At 46.9% G+C, this 16,365-nt stretch carries 14 protein-coding genes and 2 tRNA genes; 13 read left to right on the top strand and 3 right to left on the bottom strand.

From position 1 onward, the window contains the following. Nucleotides 1-2 precede the first annotated feature (2 nt). Nucleotides 3-1,748 carry a type IV-A pilus assembly ATPase PilB gene (gene pilB / locus V7L97_RS04660; RefSeq protein ID WP_333653767.1) on the bottom strand — a complete coding sequence of 582 codons (1,746 nt, stop codon included), beginning with the start codon at nucleotides 1,746-1,748 and terminating at the stop codon, nucleotides 3-5. A gap of 104 nt (nucleotides 1,749-1,852) precedes the next feature. Between pilB and V7L97_RS04655 the strand changes: the two genes are divergently transcribed. Continuing rightward, nucleotides 1,853-1,928 (top strand) — tRNA-Phe (locus V7L97_RS04655). Between the two features lie 3 nt (nucleotides 1,929-1,931). Here V7L97_RS04655 and rtcA read toward each other — a convergent pair. Continuing rightward, nucleotides 1,932-2,951 carry an RNA 3'-terminal phosphate cyclase gene (rtcA, locus tag V7L97_RS04650; protein ID WP_333653766.1) on the bottom strand — a complete coding sequence of 340 codons (1,020 nt, stop codon included), beginning with the start codon at nucleotides 2,949-2,951 and terminating at the stop codon, nucleotides 1,932-1,934. A gap of 73 nt (nucleotides 2,952-3,024) precedes the next feature. Beyond that, nucleotides 3,025-3,101, bottom strand: a tRNA-Met gene (locus V7L97_RS04645). A gap of 95 nt (nucleotides 3,102-3,196) precedes the next feature. On the opposite strand from V7L97_RS04645, the gene V7L97_RS04640 reads away from it, so the two are divergent. The 12 genes from V7L97_RS04640 to V7L97_RS04590 all read left to right on the top strand — a co-directional run bounded on the left by V7L97_RS04640 (nucleotide 3,197) and on the right by V7L97_RS04590 (nucleotide 16,352). After that, complete coding sequence (locus V7L97_RS04640; protein WP_333653765.1) at nucleotides 3,197-3,805, top strand: XTP/dITP diphosphatase; 609 nt, start codon at nucleotides 3,197-3,199, stop codon at nucleotides 3,803-3,805. 102 nt (nucleotides 3,806-3,907) lie between these two features. Beyond that, nucleotides 3,908-4,555 (top strand): adenylate kinase, encoded by a 648-nt coding sequence (locus tag V7L97_RS04635; protein ID WP_442891751.1) that lies wholly within the window; start codon nucleotides 3,908-3,910, stop codon nucleotides 4,553-4,555. A 64-nt stretch (nucleotides 4,556-4,619) separates the two neighbouring features. Continuing rightward, nucleotides 4,620-5,834 (top strand): sulfate adenylyltransferase, encoded by a 1,215-nt coding sequence (gene sat, locus V7L97_RS04630; RefSeq protein WP_333653763.1) that lies wholly within the window; start codon nucleotides 4,620-4,622, stop codon nucleotides 5,832-5,834. A 159-nt stretch (nucleotides 5,835-5,993) separates the two neighbouring features. Next, nucleotides 5,994-6,413, top strand: a complete 420-nt coding sequence (gene aprB, locus V7L97_RS04625; protein WP_333653762.1) for an adenylyl-sulfate reductase subunit beta — start codon at nucleotides 5,994-5,996, stop codon at nucleotides 6,411-6,413. Nucleotides 6,414-6,429: 16 nt separating this feature from the next. Next, nucleotides 6,430-8,409 carry an adenylyl-sulfate reductase subunit alpha gene (gene aprA / locus V7L97_RS04620; protein WP_333653760.1) on the top strand — a complete coding sequence of 660 codons (1,980 nt, stop codon included), beginning with the start codon at nucleotides 6,430-6,432 and terminating at the stop codon, nucleotides 8,407-8,409. A gap of 138 nt (nucleotides 8,410-8,547) precedes the next feature. After that, a complete protein-coding gene (locus V7L97_RS04615; RefSeq protein WP_333653759.1) occupies nucleotides 8,548-9,792 on the top strand; it encodes a CoB--CoM heterodisulfide reductase iron-sulfur subunit A family protein in 1,245 nt (414 codons plus the stop codon). Nucleotides 9,793-9,798: 6 nt separating this feature from the next. Further along, nucleotides 9,799-11,949 (top strand): FAD-dependent oxidoreductase, encoded by a 2,151-nt coding sequence (locus V7L97_RS04610; protein ID WP_333653758.1) that lies wholly within the window; start codon nucleotides 9,799-9,801, stop codon nucleotides 11,947-11,949. A 74-nt stretch (nucleotides 11,950-12,023) separates the two neighbouring features. Next, nucleotides 12,024-13,142, top strand: a complete 1,119-nt coding sequence (gene qmoC / locus V7L97_RS04605) for a quinone-interacting membrane-bound oxidoreductase complex subunit QmoC (RefSeq protein WP_333653756.1) — start codon at nucleotides 12,024-12,026, stop codon at nucleotides 13,140-13,142. 133 nt (nucleotides 13,143-13,275) lie between these two features. Further along, nucleotides 13,276-15,312 carry a sodium-translocating pyrophosphatase gene (locus V7L97_RS04600; RefSeq protein WP_333653754.1) on the top strand — a complete coding sequence of 679 codons (2,037 nt, stop codon included), beginning with the start codon at nucleotides 13,276-13,278 and terminating at the stop codon, nucleotides 15,310-15,312. A gap of 107 nt (nucleotides 15,313-15,419) precedes the next feature. Further along, nucleotides 15,420-15,596 carry a hypothetical protein gene (locus V7L97_RS04595; protein ID WP_333653752.1) on the top strand — a complete coding sequence of 59 codons (177 nt, stop codon included), beginning with the start codon at nucleotides 15,420-15,422 and terminating at the stop codon, nucleotides 15,594-15,596. Then, nucleotides 15,551-15,682 (top strand): CheR family methyltransferase, encoded by a 132-nt coding sequence (locus V7L97_RS12900; protein ID WP_442891750.1) that lies wholly within the window; start codon nucleotides 15,551-15,553, stop codon nucleotides 15,680-15,682. Before V7L97_RS04595 ends, V7L97_RS12900 begins: the two co-directional genes overlap by 46 nt. Continuing rightward, on the top strand, nucleotides 15,642-16,352 hold the full coding sequence (locus V7L97_RS04590; RefSeq protein WP_442891749.1) for a cache domain-containing protein: 711 nt from the start codon (nucleotides 15,642-15,644) through the stop codon (nucleotides 16,350-16,352). Before V7L97_RS12900 ends, V7L97_RS04590 begins: the two co-directional genes overlap by 41 nt. Nucleotides 16,353-16,365 lie beyond the last annotated feature (13 nt).

The raw sequence follows: 16,365 nt of genomic DNA, 5'->3' as shown, positions 1-16,365 counted from the left end.
AATCAGTCTTCAAAGGTTACCCTGAGGATCTCTTCTACGGTTGTTATTCCGTTTATTACCTTTTTTAATCCGCTCTGCCTGAGCGTTGACATGCCGAGGCGTATCGCCTCTTTTTTTATGTCTGCTGCAGGCGCACCCTGAAGTATCATCTCCTTTAACTCATCCTTTATGGGCATGATTTCATGGACAGCTATCCTTCCTTTATATCCTGTATTGTTGCATTCAGGACAACCCTTTCCCATATAGCACTTAATATCCTTTACAGCATCGGGCGAAAACCCTGCCCTGATGAGTGTTGTTTCGGAGAGATGTTCCTCTTCCTTGCAGTTTTCGCATATCTTCCTTGCAAGCCTCTGTGCCACTATTAAAATGACAGATGATGAGACCATGATGGGCTCTATTCCCATGTTTATAAGCCTTGCTATGGTGCTCGACGCATCGTTTGTGTGAAGGGTGCTCAAAACAAGATGTCCTGTAAGCGCCGCCTTTATTGCTATCTCTGCTGTCTCAAAATCTCTTATCTCACCCACGAGGATGATGTCAGGGTCCTGCCTTAAAAATGACCTCAGAGCAGAGGCAAAATTGAGCCCGATATCTTCCCGTATATGCACCTGGTTTATTCCAAAGAAGTTGTATTCGACAGGGTCTTCTGCAGTCATGATATTTACGCCGGGCTTGTTCAGATGTGAGAGGGCAGAATACAGGGTCGTTGTCTTGCCGCTTCCTGTGGGCCCTGTTACGAGTATCATGCCGTAGGGTTTTTCGATGGCATCGTAGAAATCCATGAGCTGCTGCTCGTCGAATCCCAGCTTTGATAGTTCAAGCTGGAGGTTGGATTTATCGAGAAGCCTCATGACAACCTTTTCCCCAAAGAGGGTTGGCAGCGTGGAGACCCTGAAGTCTATCTCCCTGTCATCGCCGAATTTGAGTTTTATCCTTCCGTCCTGTGGCAGCCTCCTCTCCGATATGTCGAGATGGGACATTATCTTTATCCTCGATGTAATTGCATTCTTCATCTTTACAGGAAGCTTTAACACAGGCTGAAGCACCCCGTCTATCCTGTATCTAACCCTGAGAATATCTTCGAAAGGCTCTACATGTATATCGCTGGCACGGGACCTTATGGCATTCATCAGGACACCGTTGACCAGCTTTACTATGGGGGCATCTATCTCTTTTGGTCCGTCCTTATCTTCTCTTTCCTCTACAACAGTTATGTCCTCAAGGGCGCTGCCTATTACCTTGTTGAGGTCCTCTATCTCCATAACGTCCTTTTCCCTGCTCTTGCGTCCGCTTATTGTTACTTTTGCCTCTTTCTTCGGATAGTACTTTTCTATGGCCTCCATGATGGCGGACTCTGCAGCTACATGCACCAACACCTTCATTCCTGAGAGAAACCTGACATCATCTATTGCAAGGTTGTTGGATGGGTCTGTTATGGCGATCCTCAATCCGGCTCCGTCCTTTGAGATGGGGATGAGCTGGTACTTTTTTGCTGTTTCGTAAGGTATAAGCTTTAATAAAGCAGTGTCGATTTTGTGGTCTGAGAGGTTGATTGCAGGGGCATTGTACTGCCTGCTTAAAAATGTGATAAGGCTTTCTTCATTTATATGGCCTAATTTCAGAAGTACAGAACCGAGCCTTTTGCCTTCAAGCCTTTGGAGACGAAGGGCTTCGTTTAATTGTTCCTCTGTGATAAGTTTCGCTTTTAATAAAAGCTGGCCTAATAAGGACGTTCCTACGGTCATTATCTAAAATACTGCAAAAAGATGACTTAAGTCAAATAGGCTTAACACCAAATAGGCTTGAGTCTTGACTTTTGATAACATAAAATTTTATTGTTTAAATCCGTGGGCAGTTAGCTCAGTCGGTAGAGCAGGGGCCTGAAAAGCCCCGTGTCGGGAGTTCGATTCTCTCACTGCCCACCATTTTCACCTCTCCCTGTCCCCGATCTCTCCTTCAATCGAAAATTCATATTCGTGGAATAATCCTATTGCCCACAGATTGGTAAGCAAATGCTGAGTGGCGCATGAAGTTGTAAAAACCGATTCGTTATTGCACAGAGACAGGTATAAAACCATCTGATCAGGAAAGTGCGAATCCAATGCTGCATTGCTTGAATAGTAATTAAGGAACTCTATTGCTGCCTCTTCCCCCACCATCTCCGCCCTCTTACCCCTTTCACCGATGGCTGTGAATCCTGCAACGGAACTTTCCGATTCTGATTTCATGAATACGAATGTGCCCTGTCCCGGAGTTGGAGCATCTATGATCTCCATATCCACCGGGCATTTAATATCTGCCTGTGAATGTATTTTTTCCATGAAGGCATTTCTCTGTCTTTCGGCTATTGATGGATGCAGATTTCCCACGCCGGAGCATCCACTGAGCTTTATAAGCTGTCCTCTTTCCATAATTCTCAGCGGTTTGATCTCTTTTGCAGGAAATATCTCTGCCCTTATTCTTCCTCCTCCTTTTGGATAAAAACCGTAAGATTCTATGTTTAGCTCTATCCTTACGCCCAGTTTTTTCAGCATCGGGACAAAGACCTCTGAGATGTAGTGGTAGCAGGGGCTGAATGGAACATGGGTTCCACCCTTTAATACGACGGTTGTTTTTCTGTTCAGGAATATCAGTGAGGGGACGATTGTTTGAAGGACTAATGATGCAGAGCCTGCAGTGCCAATATCAAAGAAAAAGTCTCCGCCCTTTACGCCTTCTGGCGAGAATATAAGCTCTGTTGAACCCTTGGAATCTCCTGTTATCTGTGCATTGGAGAGAAGCTGGGCTGCCCTTACGCATGTGAGGTGCTGGGGCATGAGCCCTGGATTTTTCCTGCCCTTCCTGATGTTGAATATGCGGAACGGCCTATTGAAAAGGCATGAAAGGCTGAGGGCTGTCCTCAGTATCTGTCCCCCGCCTTCTCCGAAGCTGCCATCTATTTCTATCATGGTTAAATATTACAACATGGAAGGTCGAAATGCCCAAAAATTTAAGAGGAGTTTTTTGAAAGGGATGCTGTTTTGGTGGCGGGGAGTGGATTTGAACCACTGACCTTCGGGTTATGAGCCCGACGAGCTACCAGGCTGCTCCACCCCGCTGGTAATTAGCTTACCTGAACGGTCTGAATGTTGTCAACTTGAGTTGCAAATTCCTTCTTAATGGTGCTATCTTATCCTGTTTTTCGGAGGGCAATGTGGATATAGTTCTTGCAACAAGGAATAAAAAGAAGGTCGAGGAGATGAGCAGGATCCTCGGCGGCATGGACATAAACATACTAACACTCGATGACTTTCCATCCTGTCCTGAAGTTGAAGAAGATGCAAATACCTTCGAAGGGAATGCTGTTAAAAAGGCATTGGCAATAACAAAATGCACAAATAAAATCGCTGTGGCAGATGATTCCGGGCTTGAGGTTTATGCCCTTAATGGTGCACCCGGGGTTATGTCTGCAAGGTATGCAGGTGAGGGTGCCGATGATGTTGCTAATATCGGAAAGCTCCTTAGCGAGATGAAGGATATACCTGACGAGCAGAGAGGGGCAAGGTTTGTGTGCTGTATTGCCCTCGCTTATCCAAACGGCAAGACAGAGACATTCTTTGGCTTTGCAGAAGGCAGGATCGGCAGAGAGCCGAGGGGAAGGATGGGTTTCGGATACGACCCTGTTTTCTACCCGGCGGGCTATGAAGTGACCTTTGCTGAAATGTCGCCCGAAGAAAAAGACGCCCTGAGCCACAGGGGAAATGCCCTTGAGGGGTTCAAGAAATATATGAAGGCTCATTATTCTGAATATAAGGAAATTTAATGCAATGATTATAATTTTAAACTTGAATTAAATCGCTTCTTTGATTAAGTTATATCGTTTTTCAAAACTTCTTCAATTGGAGGTCTTTTCATGGTATCAGGCATGAGATTGGTTCTTCTTGGTGCTCCTGGAGCTGGAAAGGGCACGCAGGCAAAAATACTCGTTGAAAAATATGGTATTCCCCAGATTTCCACAGGTGATCTTTTAAGGGCAGCAGTAGCTGCCGGAACAGCCCTCGGAAAAGAGGCAAAGTCCTATATGGACAAAGGGGAGCTTGTCCCTGACAGTGTTGTTCTCGGAATGGTGGAAGAAAGGCTTAAACAGGATGACTGTAAAAAGGGCTATATTCTCGACGGCTTCCCGAGGAATACAAAGCAGGCAGAAGCTCTGGACAAAATGCTTTCACCCTTAAATATGTCATTAACTGCTGCACTCAACGTTGATGTTCCATTTGACGACCTTATGAAGAGACTTACCGGAAGAAGGACATGCAAGGCTTGCGGCCAGATGTACAATGTCTACTTCAATGCACCCAAAAAAGAAGGCGTTTGCGATAAGTGCGGCGGCGAGCTTTTCCAGAGGGATGACGACAAAGAAGAGACCATAAAGAAGAGGCTTGAGGTCTACAATGCACAGACAGCGCCTCTTATTGACTACTATGACAAGAAAGGCATATTGAAATCAGTCGCAGGCACAGGCAGTATTGACGACATATTTAAAAAGGTCTGCGGCGCCCTGGGACTTAAATAGAACCTTTATAGAGTATTCAAGCTCGGTCTTGAAATTAAAATAAAAATCAAACAGGAGGATTAAGATGGCTTTAGTAAATCCGCATGGAAAACAAAAGAAATTAAACCCGCTCTTGCTGACAGGCGCTGCCCTCGAAGAAGAGAAGAAAAAAGCTAAGACCCTCACTCAGGTCAGGATTACATCGAGAGAGGTAGGAGACCTGATAATGATGGGTATTGGCGGATTCACCCCGCTTACAGGATTTATGGGATATGATGACTGGAAAGGCGTATGCGCCGAGTACAAGATGGCAGACGGCACCTTCTGGCCAATACCGGTGACTGTTTCCACAACAAAGGGGCAGGCAGACAGCATAAAGAAGAACGAAGAGGTTGCCCTCGTCTCAGAAGAAACAGGCGAGATAATGGCAACAATGAAGGTCACAGATAAGTACAAGATTGATAAAGAGTATGAATGCAAACAGGTATTCAGGACAACTGATATGGAGCATCCTGGTGTTGCTATGGTTATGAAGCAGGCCGATATAAACCTTGCAGGTACAGTGAAGGTTCTTAGCGAAGGGGTATTTCCAAAGGATTTTGCAGGTATCTATCTTAGGCCGGCAGAGACAAGGAAGATATTTGAGGAAAAGGGCTGGAGCACAGTAGCAGCGTTCCAGACAAGAAACCCAATGCACCGCTCCCATGAATACCTCGTAAAGATTGCCATAGAGACCTGTGACGGCGTCTTCGTTCATATGCTCCTTGGCAAGTTGAAACCGGGTGACATTCCCGGAGATGTACGGCAGAGGGCTATAAACACCCTTATTGAACATTATTTTGTGAAAGATACGATAACTGTTGGCGGTTATCCACTTGATATGAGATATGCAGGCCCGAGAGAGGCTCTCCTCCATGCCCTATTCAGGCAGAACTACGGCTGCAGCCATCTCATAGTCGGAAGGGACCATGCAGGCGTGGGAGAATACTACGGACCATTCGATGCGCAGAAGATATTCGATGAGATTCCGGCAGACGCTCTCGAGACAAAACCGCTCAAGATAGACTGGACATTCTACTGCTATAAGTGCGATGGAATGGCATCCATGAGGACATGCCCTCACGGAAAAGAGGACAGGTTGATACTCAGCGGAACAAAACTCAGGAAGATGCTCTCGGAAGGTGAGGATGTTCCTGACCACTTCAGCAGGCCTGAAGTCCTCAAGATATTAAGAGAGTACTACGAAGGATTGACCGAGAAGGTGGAGGTTAAACTCCATAAATTTGCAGAAGGCGCATAAAGAAGCAGTTTGAACTGTTCAAACCGTTCAAACGGTTCAAAGTGAAAGGGGGTGTGAAGCCGAGATTACTGGCTTATAATTTTGTTGTTCGTTGTGTATCAAATAGCATACAGGGCATCAGAAATCGATGCTTAATAAAAAACCGAAGGAGGTTATATTATGCCAAGCTATGTAATTACCGAGAAGTGTGATGGTTGCAAGGCTCAGGACAAGACTGCATGTCAGTACATTTGTCCTAATGACCTCATGGTCCTTAACAGGGATCTCATGAAGGCATTCAATCAGGAGCCGGATCAGTGCTGGGAGTGCTACAACTGCGTAAAGATCTGCCCTCAGCAGGCGATCGAGGTAAGGGGTTATCAGGATTTCAATCCTCTGGGAGGCAATGTCATCCCGATGAGAGGTACCGACTCTATCATGTGGACAGTCAAGTTCAGGAACGGATCCATCAAGAGATTCAAGTTCCCCATCAGGACAACTCCGGAAGGTTCTATTGATCCATACAAAGGAAAACCAGAACCGGATTTTTCAAAAATTAAGAAGCCTGGCTACTTCAACTACGAAGCCAGAACAAAATAATTAAGGAGGGATGACCATGGAAAAAGAAACTTGCACGTTTTCATATTGCCAGAAGCCTGAAGTCGTTGAGATAGAGACAGACCTCCTTCTCATCGGCGGTGGCATGGCATGCTGCGGCGCAGCATTTGAGGCAGTTCGCTGGGCAAACCCAAAGGGCTTGAGGGTTACAATGGTTGACAAGGCAGCAACAGACAGAAGCGGTGCTGTTGCAATGGGTCTTTCAGCCATCAATACATACTGCGGCGAGAATGATCCTGTAGATTATGTCAAGTACGTAAGAAACGACCTGATGGGCATAATCAGGGAAGACCTTGTTTATGACCTCGGAAGGCACGTTGACGACTCGGTCCACCTCTTTGAAGAGTGGGGCCTTCCAATATGGAAAAAGGCTGATGACGGATTCTCCCTCGACGGCTTTCAGGCAAGGGATGCAGGAAAGGCAATGCTCAAAGACGGCGGCGTTCCTGTAAGGTCCGGTAAATGGCAGATAATGATCAACGGTGAGTCCTACAAGGTCATCGTTGCAGAGGCTGCTAAGAAGGCCCTCGAGATCAACAGGCAGGTAACAGGCGTTGCCCAGAACCACTTCGAGAGGGTATTTATCGTAAAACTCTACCATGACGCAAACGACCCGAAGAGGGTTGCAGCAGCAGCAGGCTTCAGCGTCAGAGAGAACAAGGTATATATATTTAAGGCCAAGGCAATGATCAATGCTGCCGGCGGTGCAGTTAACGTCTTCAGGCCGAGGTCGGTCAGAGAGGGTCAGGGTAGGGCATGGTATCCTGTATGGAACTCAGGTTCAGGATATGCCCTCGGAATGCAGGCCGGTGCAGAGCTCACAATGATGGAGAACAGGTTCGTCCCTGCAAGATTCAAGGACGGATACGGACCAGTCGGCGCATGGTTCCTCTTCTTCAAGGCAAAGGCAACTAACTCACTCGGAGAAGACTATTGTGTAACACACATGGATGCTACAAAGGCTCTCTACAGCCCGTATGCAGAGAAACTCGGCACAGCCATCAGAAACCACATGATGATGCTCGACATGAAGGCAGGCAAGGGCCCTATCCTCATGAACACCCATACAGCAATGCAGGAACTCGCAAAGACCATGGATGCAAAGAGGATCAAGCACCTCGAAGCAGAGGCATGGGAAGACTTCCTCGACATGTGTATCGGTCAGGCAGGCCTCTGGGCATCTAAGAACATAGAGCCTGACAAAGAGCCTTCGGAGATTATGCCTACAGAGCCGTATCTCTTAGGCTCTCACGCAGGCTGCGCAGGATTCTGGTGCAGCGGCCCCGGCGATATACCAGGAACTCCTGATCACTACTCATGGGGTTATAACAGGATGTCAACAGTGCCGGGACTCTTTATGGCCGGCGACGTCTGCGGCGCATCAGGCCACAAGTTCTCCTCAGGCTCGCATGCAGAGGGAAGAATTGCTGCAAAGGCTGCAGTGGCATTCATCCTTGACCATGCTGATTACAAGCCTACAATCAAGCAGACAGCAGATGAGATTGCAGCAGAACTCTATATGCCTTACGAGATCTATGAGAAGTACAAGACCTTCTCGACAGATCCTGCTATAAACCCTCACTACATCAGGCCGCACATGCTTCAGGCAAGGCTACAGAAGATTGCAGACGAGTACTTTGGCGGCGTCTCCACATGGTACATGACCTCAAAGACAATGCTCGAAGAGGGTCTGAAGCAGCTCGAATTGCTCAAGGAAGACGCTGCCAAGAGTGCAGCAGCCAATCTCCATGAGCTTATGAGGGCATGGGAGAACTTCCATAGAATTCTTTCTGTTGAGGCACATGCAAGGCACATCCTCTTCAGGGAAGAGACAAGGTATCCAGGATACTACTACAGAGGCGACTTCCTCTCGATCAACGACAAGGACTGGAAGTGCTTCGTCAACTCAAAATACGATGCAGAGAAAAATACATGGGAGCTCAAGAAGGTTCCTTATGTACAGATGTTCGCTGACTAATTAAAACAAAATCTGGGAGGGGGAATTCCCCTCCCAGAAGTTTATGGGTGAATGAGTTGATGGGTAATAATAGATGACGAAATATCTTTTCTCGTATACCCATTTACTGATTTACCCATTAACTGTTAAGGAGGAAGCATGCCAGACGTTAATCGAATATTAGTTATCGGAGGCGGCTTTAGCGGTCTGACGACTGCTGTTGATGCAGCAGAGACAGGCGCTGAAGTGGTAGTGATAGAAAAGAACCCGTATTTGGGCGGACGGGTTGCACAGCTTAACAAATACTTTCCGAAGCTCTGCCCGCCGATCTGCGGCCTCGAGATTAATTTCAGAAGGATCAAGACCAATGCGAATATCACGTTCTACACAATGACAGAGGTTGAGAATATAAGCGGTGGCCCCGGAAACTATAATGTAACAGTAAAGGTCAGTCCCAGATATGTGAATGATAACTGTGTTGCATGCAATGCCTGTTCAGAGGCATGTCCGGCAGAGAGGCCCAATGAATACAATTTCGGCATGGATAAGACAAAGGCTGCATATCTTCCTTTTAATCAGGCATTTCCGCAGAAGTATGTGATTGATTCTAATTACTGTAAGGGTGACTGCGGAAAGGCGTGCAAGGATGCATGCAAGTACAATGCCATTGACCTTGATATGAAGCCGGAGACAATAAATCTGAATGTCGGTTCGATAGTTGTTGCAACAGGATGGAACCCATACGATGCAAATAAACTCGACTTACTCGGCTTCGGCAAAGTAAAGAATGTTATCACCAATATGATGATGGAGAGGCTTGCCTCACCCACAGGCCCGACAGCAGGCAAGATACTGAGGCCGTCCGACGGAAGGCCTGCGCAGAATATCGCATTTGTGCAGTGTGCAGGAAGCAGGGATGAGAATCACCTGCCATTCTGCTCATATATATGCTGTTTGGCATCACTGAAACAGACAACATACATCAGGGAGCAGAACCCTGAATCAAAGGCAACAATCTTCTATATAGACATCAGAACACCCGGCAAGTATGAGAAGTTCTACTGGAAGGTCAAGGAAGACCAGAATGTCTCCTTTATTAAAGGCAAGGTCGCAGACATCGTTCAGGAAGAGGGTTCCGATGATGTTGTTGTTACAGCAGAAGATATGCTGACAGGAAACAAAGTGAAGATGAAGTTCGATATGGTTGTTCTCGCAACAGGAATGGAGCCTTCAGGCGCATCCAGGAAGATTGCCGGCGTGAATTACAATGAAAACGGTTTCGCATTGCCGGGCACAGGGATATACTCTGCCGGCTGCACCAAGAACCCCATGGATGTTGCCAGGTCAGCGCAGGACTCTACAAGTGCAGCGTTGAAGGCAATTTCTGCAGGAAAGGGGAGGTAATCGAAAATGGACAAGAATATAGGACTCTATATATGCACAGGATGCTCCATAGGAGAATCCATTGATGTAGAAAAATTAATTAATATCGCAAAAAATGCCTTAAGGGTTCCGATAGTTAAGTCCCATTTTGCACTCTGCGGCAAGGAAGGCATAGAGCTTATAAACAACGATATCAAGAATGAAGGCGTTAACACAGTAGTTATTGCTGCATGCTCTCAGAGGGTCAAATACGAGGAGTTTGACTTCCCAGGATGCATTGTCGAAAGGGCGCCTTTGAGGGAGCTTGCTGTATGGACTCAGGACGGCAAAGAGAATGCGCAGCTTGCAGCAGAAGACTATGTTAAGATGCATGTAGTCAAGGCGCAAAAGGGAGACCTACCAGAGCCTTATATGATAGAGACTGTGAAAACCATTCTCGTTATCGGAGGCGGTATCACAGGAATGACAGCAGCACTTCAGGCAGCAGATGCAGGCTACAATGTTTCCCTCGTTGAAAAAGAACCCCAGTTAGGCGGGTTTGCCAATAAATTATACAAGGTTGTTCCAACTGCTCCTGGCGAATACAGCGAGCCACTTATTGTTGATCCTGACATAGACAAGACAATCAAGGCAGTGGAAAGTCATCCGAATATAAAGGTTTACAAATCATCAAAGGTCGAAAAGACAGACGGCCAGCCGGGTGCATACGATGTTACCATATCTTCAAACGGCAGTTCCGAGGTCGTAAAGATCGGCACAATTGTCCTTGCAGCAGGCTGGAGGCCTTACGATGCCGCAAAGCTCGAACATCTTGGCTATGGTGTTTTAAAGGATGTTGTCACCAATATAGAGCTTGAGGAGATTGCTAAGAAGAACAACGGCAAGATACTAAGGCCATCGGACGGCAAAGAGGCAAAGAAGGTAGCCTTTATACAGTGCGCAGGACAGAGGGACCCGAATCATCTGCCCTACTGCTCAGCAATGTGCTGTACAACATCATTAAAGCAGGCAAAATATGTAACACAGAATCCCGATGCAATAGCAATGATTCTCTATAAAGATATCAGGACACCCGGAAGGCTTGAGTATTACTACAAGGCTGCACAGAACGACCCCGGTGTGATGATGACAAAGGGAGAAGTAACAGGAGTCGCTGACGCTGGAAACGGAAATCTCCATGTGGATATGGAAAACAGCCTGCTCGGACAGAAGGTAAAGGTCGAGGCAGACCTTGTTGTCCTTGCAACAGGCGTTGTCCCAGCAACAGTGGATGACCCAATACTGAATCTCCAGTACAGACAGGGTCCCGGCCTTCCTGACCTTGAGCTCTATGATGGATTTGCAGACTCCAACTTCATCTGCTTCCAGTATGAAACAAGGAGGACAGGCGTCTACGCAGCAGGCTGCGTTAGACAGCCCATGAACATGTCAGAGGCGCAGGAAGATGCAACAGGAGCAGCACTCAAGGCAATACAGGCTGCAGAGCATGTGGCCAAAGGCATTGCTGTTCATCCGAGGGCTTGGGATGAAACTTACCCTGATCCGTTAATGCAGAGATGTACATCCTGCAAGCGGTGTACAGAGGAGTGTCCTTTCGGCGCAATCGATGAGGACGAAAAAGGAACTCCTTACTTCAAGCCGAATCGCTGCCGGAGATGTGCGACCTGCATGGGCGCATGTCCTGAAAGAATAGTTTCATTCAAAGACTATCATGTTGATATGATAGGCTCGATGATAAAAAACGTCTCTGTCCCTTCAGAGGACGACAAGCCAAGGATAATCGTCCTTGCATGCGAAAACGACGCATATCCTGCAATCGATACAGCGGCATTGAAACAGATGAAGATAGATTCAGCAGTGAGGTTTATACAGCTCAGATGTCTCGGTTCTACAAACCTCGTATGGGTTGCAGACGCCTTCTCAAGGGGAATCGACGGAATGCTCCTTTTAGGCTGCAAATTCGGTGAGAATTATCAGTGCCACTTTGCAAAGGGCAGCGAGCTCGCAAACTACAGGCTCGGAAAGGTTCAGGAAACACTCGGCAGGCTTCAGCTTGAATCCGAAAGGGTTCAGATGATCCAGCTTGCAATAGACGAGTATGACAATATACCGAAGATTATCGGCGACTTCGTAGAAAGGATCAAAGAAATAGGACCCAACCCATTCAAGGGCTTTTAATTCGTAAGGGGGACTCCGTCCCCCTTACGATAACCCCCTGAATATAGATTAAGAATAGATAAGGAGGAAAATAGATGGCGGAACAGGTAATAAGTCCGGATTTAAGATTTGTTAAAGATATCCTTGCCTCTGGAGGAGAGGATTTAAAGAAGTGCTATCAGTGCTCTACATGCACTGTTGTTTGCAATGTAACACCCGACAATAAACCATTTCCGAGAAAAGAGATGATGTACGCACAGTGGGGAATGAAGGACAAGCTCATAAGCAATCCAGACATCTGGTTGTGCCACCAGTGCAGCGACTGTACAGCCAATTGCCCGAGGGGAGCAAAACCGGGAGAGGTGATCGGTGCGGTAAGGAAGCTTGCAATCCAGCATTATTCGCCGACCCCTCTGTCTAATATGGTAGGCGACCCGAAATATCTCCTGATACTCTTTGCCATACCTGTATTGCTGTTTCTCTCTTATATAGTGCCGAAAGGCTATCTCGATTTTTCTGCCATTCCGAGGGGTGAAGACGGCGGCATAGTATATTCCAAATTTATGCCTGTATTCCCGCAGATAGATGTAACCTTTGGTGCGGCTGCATTCTTTGCCGCAGTCTGTTTTGTGCTCGGCATAAAGAGGTACTGGGCGGACATGAGTGCAGGAGTAGGCGCTCAGGGCAATATAGCGGACAGCATAAAGGCAACGATTACCGAGATACTTGCCCACAAGAGATTCGAAAAATGCAATGTAACAAAGGACAGAAAGACCGCACACCTTCTGGTGTTCTATGCATTTATCGGTCTTGCTATAACGACAACGCTGGCAATTGTTTATCTTTACGGATTCCATTACGAATCTCCATATCCTTTATACGACCCTCTTAAGCTCATTGGCAATATAAGCGCACTTGCCCTGCTTTATGGAATAACTGCTGTTATAGTCAATAGACTGAAGAATGCAAAGAAGGCAGGAAAGGGAAGCTACTTTGACTGGCTTTTTATAGCCGTTGTAGCAGCCATTGCAGTAACAGGAATGGGGGCCCAGCTTTTCAGGCTGGCTAACATAGGATTTTTAGCTTATCCGACATATTTTGCGCATCTGGTATTCGTCTTCTTCCTGTTTGCATATGCACCATTCTCAAAGATGGCGCATATGGTTTACAGGGCGACTGCAATGGTATTTGCAAAGCATACAAAGAGAGACTGAGGCAATAAAGGCCATAAATTATTTTAAGTCTAAGATTGTAAGGAGGTGAAAGAGACTTCAAGACTAAAAGATTCAGGGACAAGGAAGCATTATTTGTAAAAACCAAATTTTATAGAAGGAGGAGAGGGAAGAAATGAGTTCAATAATTCTCTTTGCCCTTGCTTGCGGCGCACTGGGAGTAGCATATGCCCTGATGACCGCAGCATGGATCACAAAGCAGGACAGTGGAACAGACCGCATGAGAGAGATATCCGATGCGGTCAAGGAAGGCGCAACAGCATTCCTCAAAAGGGAGTACAAGACAGTTGCTATAGTCGGAGTTATTCTTGCTGTTGTATTGCTCTATCTCGGCATATGGACTTCGATCGGATTTGTTATCGGTGCAGTTGGTTCAGCACTTGCCGGCTATATCGGTATGATGGTCACTGTCAGGGCAAATGTCAGGACAACAGAGGCAGCAAAGAAGGGGATTCAGGCAGCATTGACCGTGGCATTTAAGGGCGGTGCAGTTACAGGAATCATGGTTGTCGGCCTTGGATTGCTCGGTATTGCAGGATACTATCTTGTAGCAAAACAGGCAGCCGGCGAAGAGGCATTTCATGCACTCGTAGGACTCGGCTTTGGATGCTCATTGATGAGCGTCTTTGCCCGTATAGCAGGCGGTATTTACACAAAGGCTGCTGACGTGGGCGCAGACCTTGTGGGCAAGGTCGAGGCAGGAATTCCAGAGGACGATCCGAGAAACCCTGCAGTTATCGCAGACAACGTTGGCGACAACGTGGGTGACTGCGCAGGAATGGCAGCAGACCTCTATGAGACATACACAGTTACACTCGTTGCAGCAATGCTCCTTGCAAAGACAGTCTTTGGAGCAGAGAGCATGTGGGTTGAATTCCCGCTCCTTATCGGCGGCATCGCGATTGTTGCATCGATTATAGGTACATATTTCGTAAAACTCGGAAAGAGCCAGTACATCATGGGCGCACTTTACAAAGGCCTTGCAGTATCAGGCATACTCGCTGCAATAGCCTTCTACTTTGCATCACATTGGTTCCTCGGTATTCCGGGCGTTGAGCAGGCATTCACAGCAACAGGCGTATTCACGACAGCGCTTATCGGACTCATACTCACAGGCCTGATCGTTATGATCACAGAGTACTTCACATCCAAGAGCTTTAATCCTGTTAAACACATAGCTGCAGCAAGCCAGACAGGACATGGAACAAACGTTATCGCGGGTCTTGCAGTCAGCATGAAGTCAACAGGTCTTCCGACGCTTGTCATCTGCGGCGCCATTTTGTGGGCATACTCCCTCGGCGGCGGATTTGCAGGCAATGCCGGCGGCGGGCTTTTTGCAATAGCACTCTCGGCAGTTGCAATGCTCTCGATGACAGGTATTGTTGTTGCAATCGACTCATACGGGCCGATAACAGATAATGCCGGTGGCATAGCTGAAATGGCTGAGCTTCCTGACAGCGTCAGGGCAGTTACAGACCCTCTCGATGCAGTAGGCAACACCACAAAGGCAGTTACAAAGGGATATGCAATAGGATCTGCAGGTCTTGCAGCACTGGTTCTCTTTGCAGAATACTCAAGGTCATTCGGCGAGGCAATTGCATTTGACATTTCAAACCCTAAGATCATCGTTGGTCTCTTCATCGGTGGTCTCTTACCGTACCTCTTCGGCGCACTCCTTATGGAGGCTGTTGGAAAGGCTGCTGGAGGAGTTGTTGAAGAGGTGAGAAGGCAGTTCAGGGAAATCCCGGGAATCATGGAAGGCAAGGCAAAGCCCGAGTATGGAACATGCGTTGACATAGTTACAAAGGGCGCAATCAGACAGATGATGGTCCCTGCCCTTATTCCTGTTGTAGCGCCAATTTTAGTTGGTCTTCTTCTCGGCAAAGAGGCCCTCGGCGGTGTGCTCATCGGCAGCATTATCACGGGTCTCTTCCAGGCAATCGCAATGACAAGCGGCGGCGGTGCATGGGACAATGCAAAGAAGTTCATAGAAGACGGTGCTTACGGCGGAAAGAAATCCGATGCGCACAAGGCAGCAGTCACGGGTGATACAGTCGGCGATCCTTACAAGGATACAGCAGGACCTGCAATCAACCCGATGATCAAGGTCGTAAATATCGTGGCACTGCTTATGGTTCCGCTGATAAAATAGTCTTAAGAAAATCAAAGGCCGACAGAGGAAACTCTGTCGGCCTTTTTTATTGTTTAAAAACAGAAACACCTCATCAACAGACCATCCTTCAAATTATCGCAACAGGGATGCCGGATTATGCCTCCTACCATAAATATCTCATGGAAAACCCGGGAGAGATTGATGTCCTTATAGATTCCATTACCATAAAGGTAAGTTATTTCTTCAGGAACCCTTTTGTATTTGAGGCCCTCCATGAATTCGTCCTTCCCGAGATCATGGATGCTTTAAGGATGATACCTTAAGGATATGGTGTGCAGGGTGTGCGAGAGGGGAAGAGTCTTATTCCATTGCCTCCCCTTTTGAGTCTCGCTTTATTCGTTCATTTTAAAGTAACTGCAACCCTCGAAGAAAGAATAATAAGGGAAAATAAAGGGCTTGCTGCAATTGCTGCCCACAGTATAGAGGAGAGGCTGAAGAGCGATATAGAGTTGGGCAGGGCATATGCAACAAGGCCGTATCTTTTGGCAGGAGTAAAGAGGGGCGACAAGAAGGAAATGGACAGTCACCTTAAGATTCTCATAGATAACTCCCACACCATAGAGCGTGTATTCATAACCAACCCTAAAGGTGTTCAGCTTTCCAGTTATCCTTATACACCGGAGACAATAGGCAAGGATTTTTCTGCCAGGGACTGGTATAAAGGGGTATCCAAAAACTGGACTTCCTACGTCTCGGAGTTTTATATGAGGATGGCACAGCCCCAGAGGTACCTTTTCTCAATAGCAGTCCCCATGAGATTGGAGGGAGGCATTATAGGAATACTCGTATTGCAGCCTAAAAATAATTATATAAAGAATGCCATAGGTAGTGCAGACATAGGCGTGAGACATATCTATGTGGTGGATAAAAAGGGTGTTCTTATTTATCACAATCAGTATGCAGTGGACAGAATCATAGACTTATCAAATGTGCCTGTGGTCCAAAAGGTTATGAAGGGTCTTGGTGGTGTTGAGATGGGCACTTGGTATAGACATACTTACCAGTCTGAATTGACTTAAGGAACATAGTAAT

Source organism: Dissulfurispira sp. (genome assembly GCF_036745535.1).
GTDB lineage: Bacteria > Nitrospirota > Thermodesulfovibrionia > Thermodesulfovibrionales > Dissulfurispiraceae > Dissulfurispira.
This window is presented reverse-complemented; position numbering and strand designations above follow the sequence as displayed.

Bases quoted from the DNA above. Each gene is read 5' to 3' on its own strand.
- sat (WP_333653763.1), top strand. From the start codon at position 4,620: ATGGCTTTAGTAAATCCGCATGGAAAACAAAAGAAATTAAACCCGCTC.
- aprA (WP_333653760.1), top strand. From the start codon at position 6,430: ATGGAAAAAGAAACTTGCACGTTTTCATATTGCCAGAAGCCTGAAGTC.
- V7L97_RS04610 (WP_333653758.1), top strand. From the start codon at position 9,799: ATGGACAAGAATATAGGACTCTATATATGCACAGGATGCTCCATAGGA.
- V7L97_RS04615 (WP_333653759.1), top strand. From the start codon at position 8,548: ATGCCAGACGTTAATCGAATATTAGTTATCGGAGGCGGCTTTAGCGGT.
- aprB (WP_333653762.1), top strand. From the start codon at position 5,994: ATGCCAAGCTATGTAATTACCGAGAAGTGTGATGGTTGCAAGGCTCAG.
- V7L97_RS04635 (WP_442891751.1), top strand. From the start codon at position 3,908: ATGAGATTGGTTCTTCTTGGTGCTCCTGGAGCTGGAAAGGGCACGCAG.
- rtcA (WP_333653766.1), bottom strand. From the start codon at position 2,951: ATGATAGAAATAGATGGCAGCTTCGGAGAAGGCGGGGGACAGATACTG.
- pilB (WP_333653767.1), bottom strand. From the start codon at position 1,748: ATGACCGTAGGAACGTCCTTATTAGGCCAGCTTTTATTAAAAGCGAAA.
- V7L97_RS04595 (WP_333653752.1), top strand. From the start codon at position 15,420: ATGCCGGATTATGCCTCCTACCATAAATATCTCATGGAAAACCCGGGA.
- V7L97_RS04600 (WP_333653754.1), top strand. From the start codon at position 13,276: ATGAGTTCAATAATTCTCTTTGCCCTTGCTTGCGGCGCACTGGGAGTA.
- qmoC (WP_333653756.1), top strand. From the start codon at position 12,024: ATGGCGGAACAGGTAATAAGTCCGGATTTAAGATTTGTTAAAGATATC.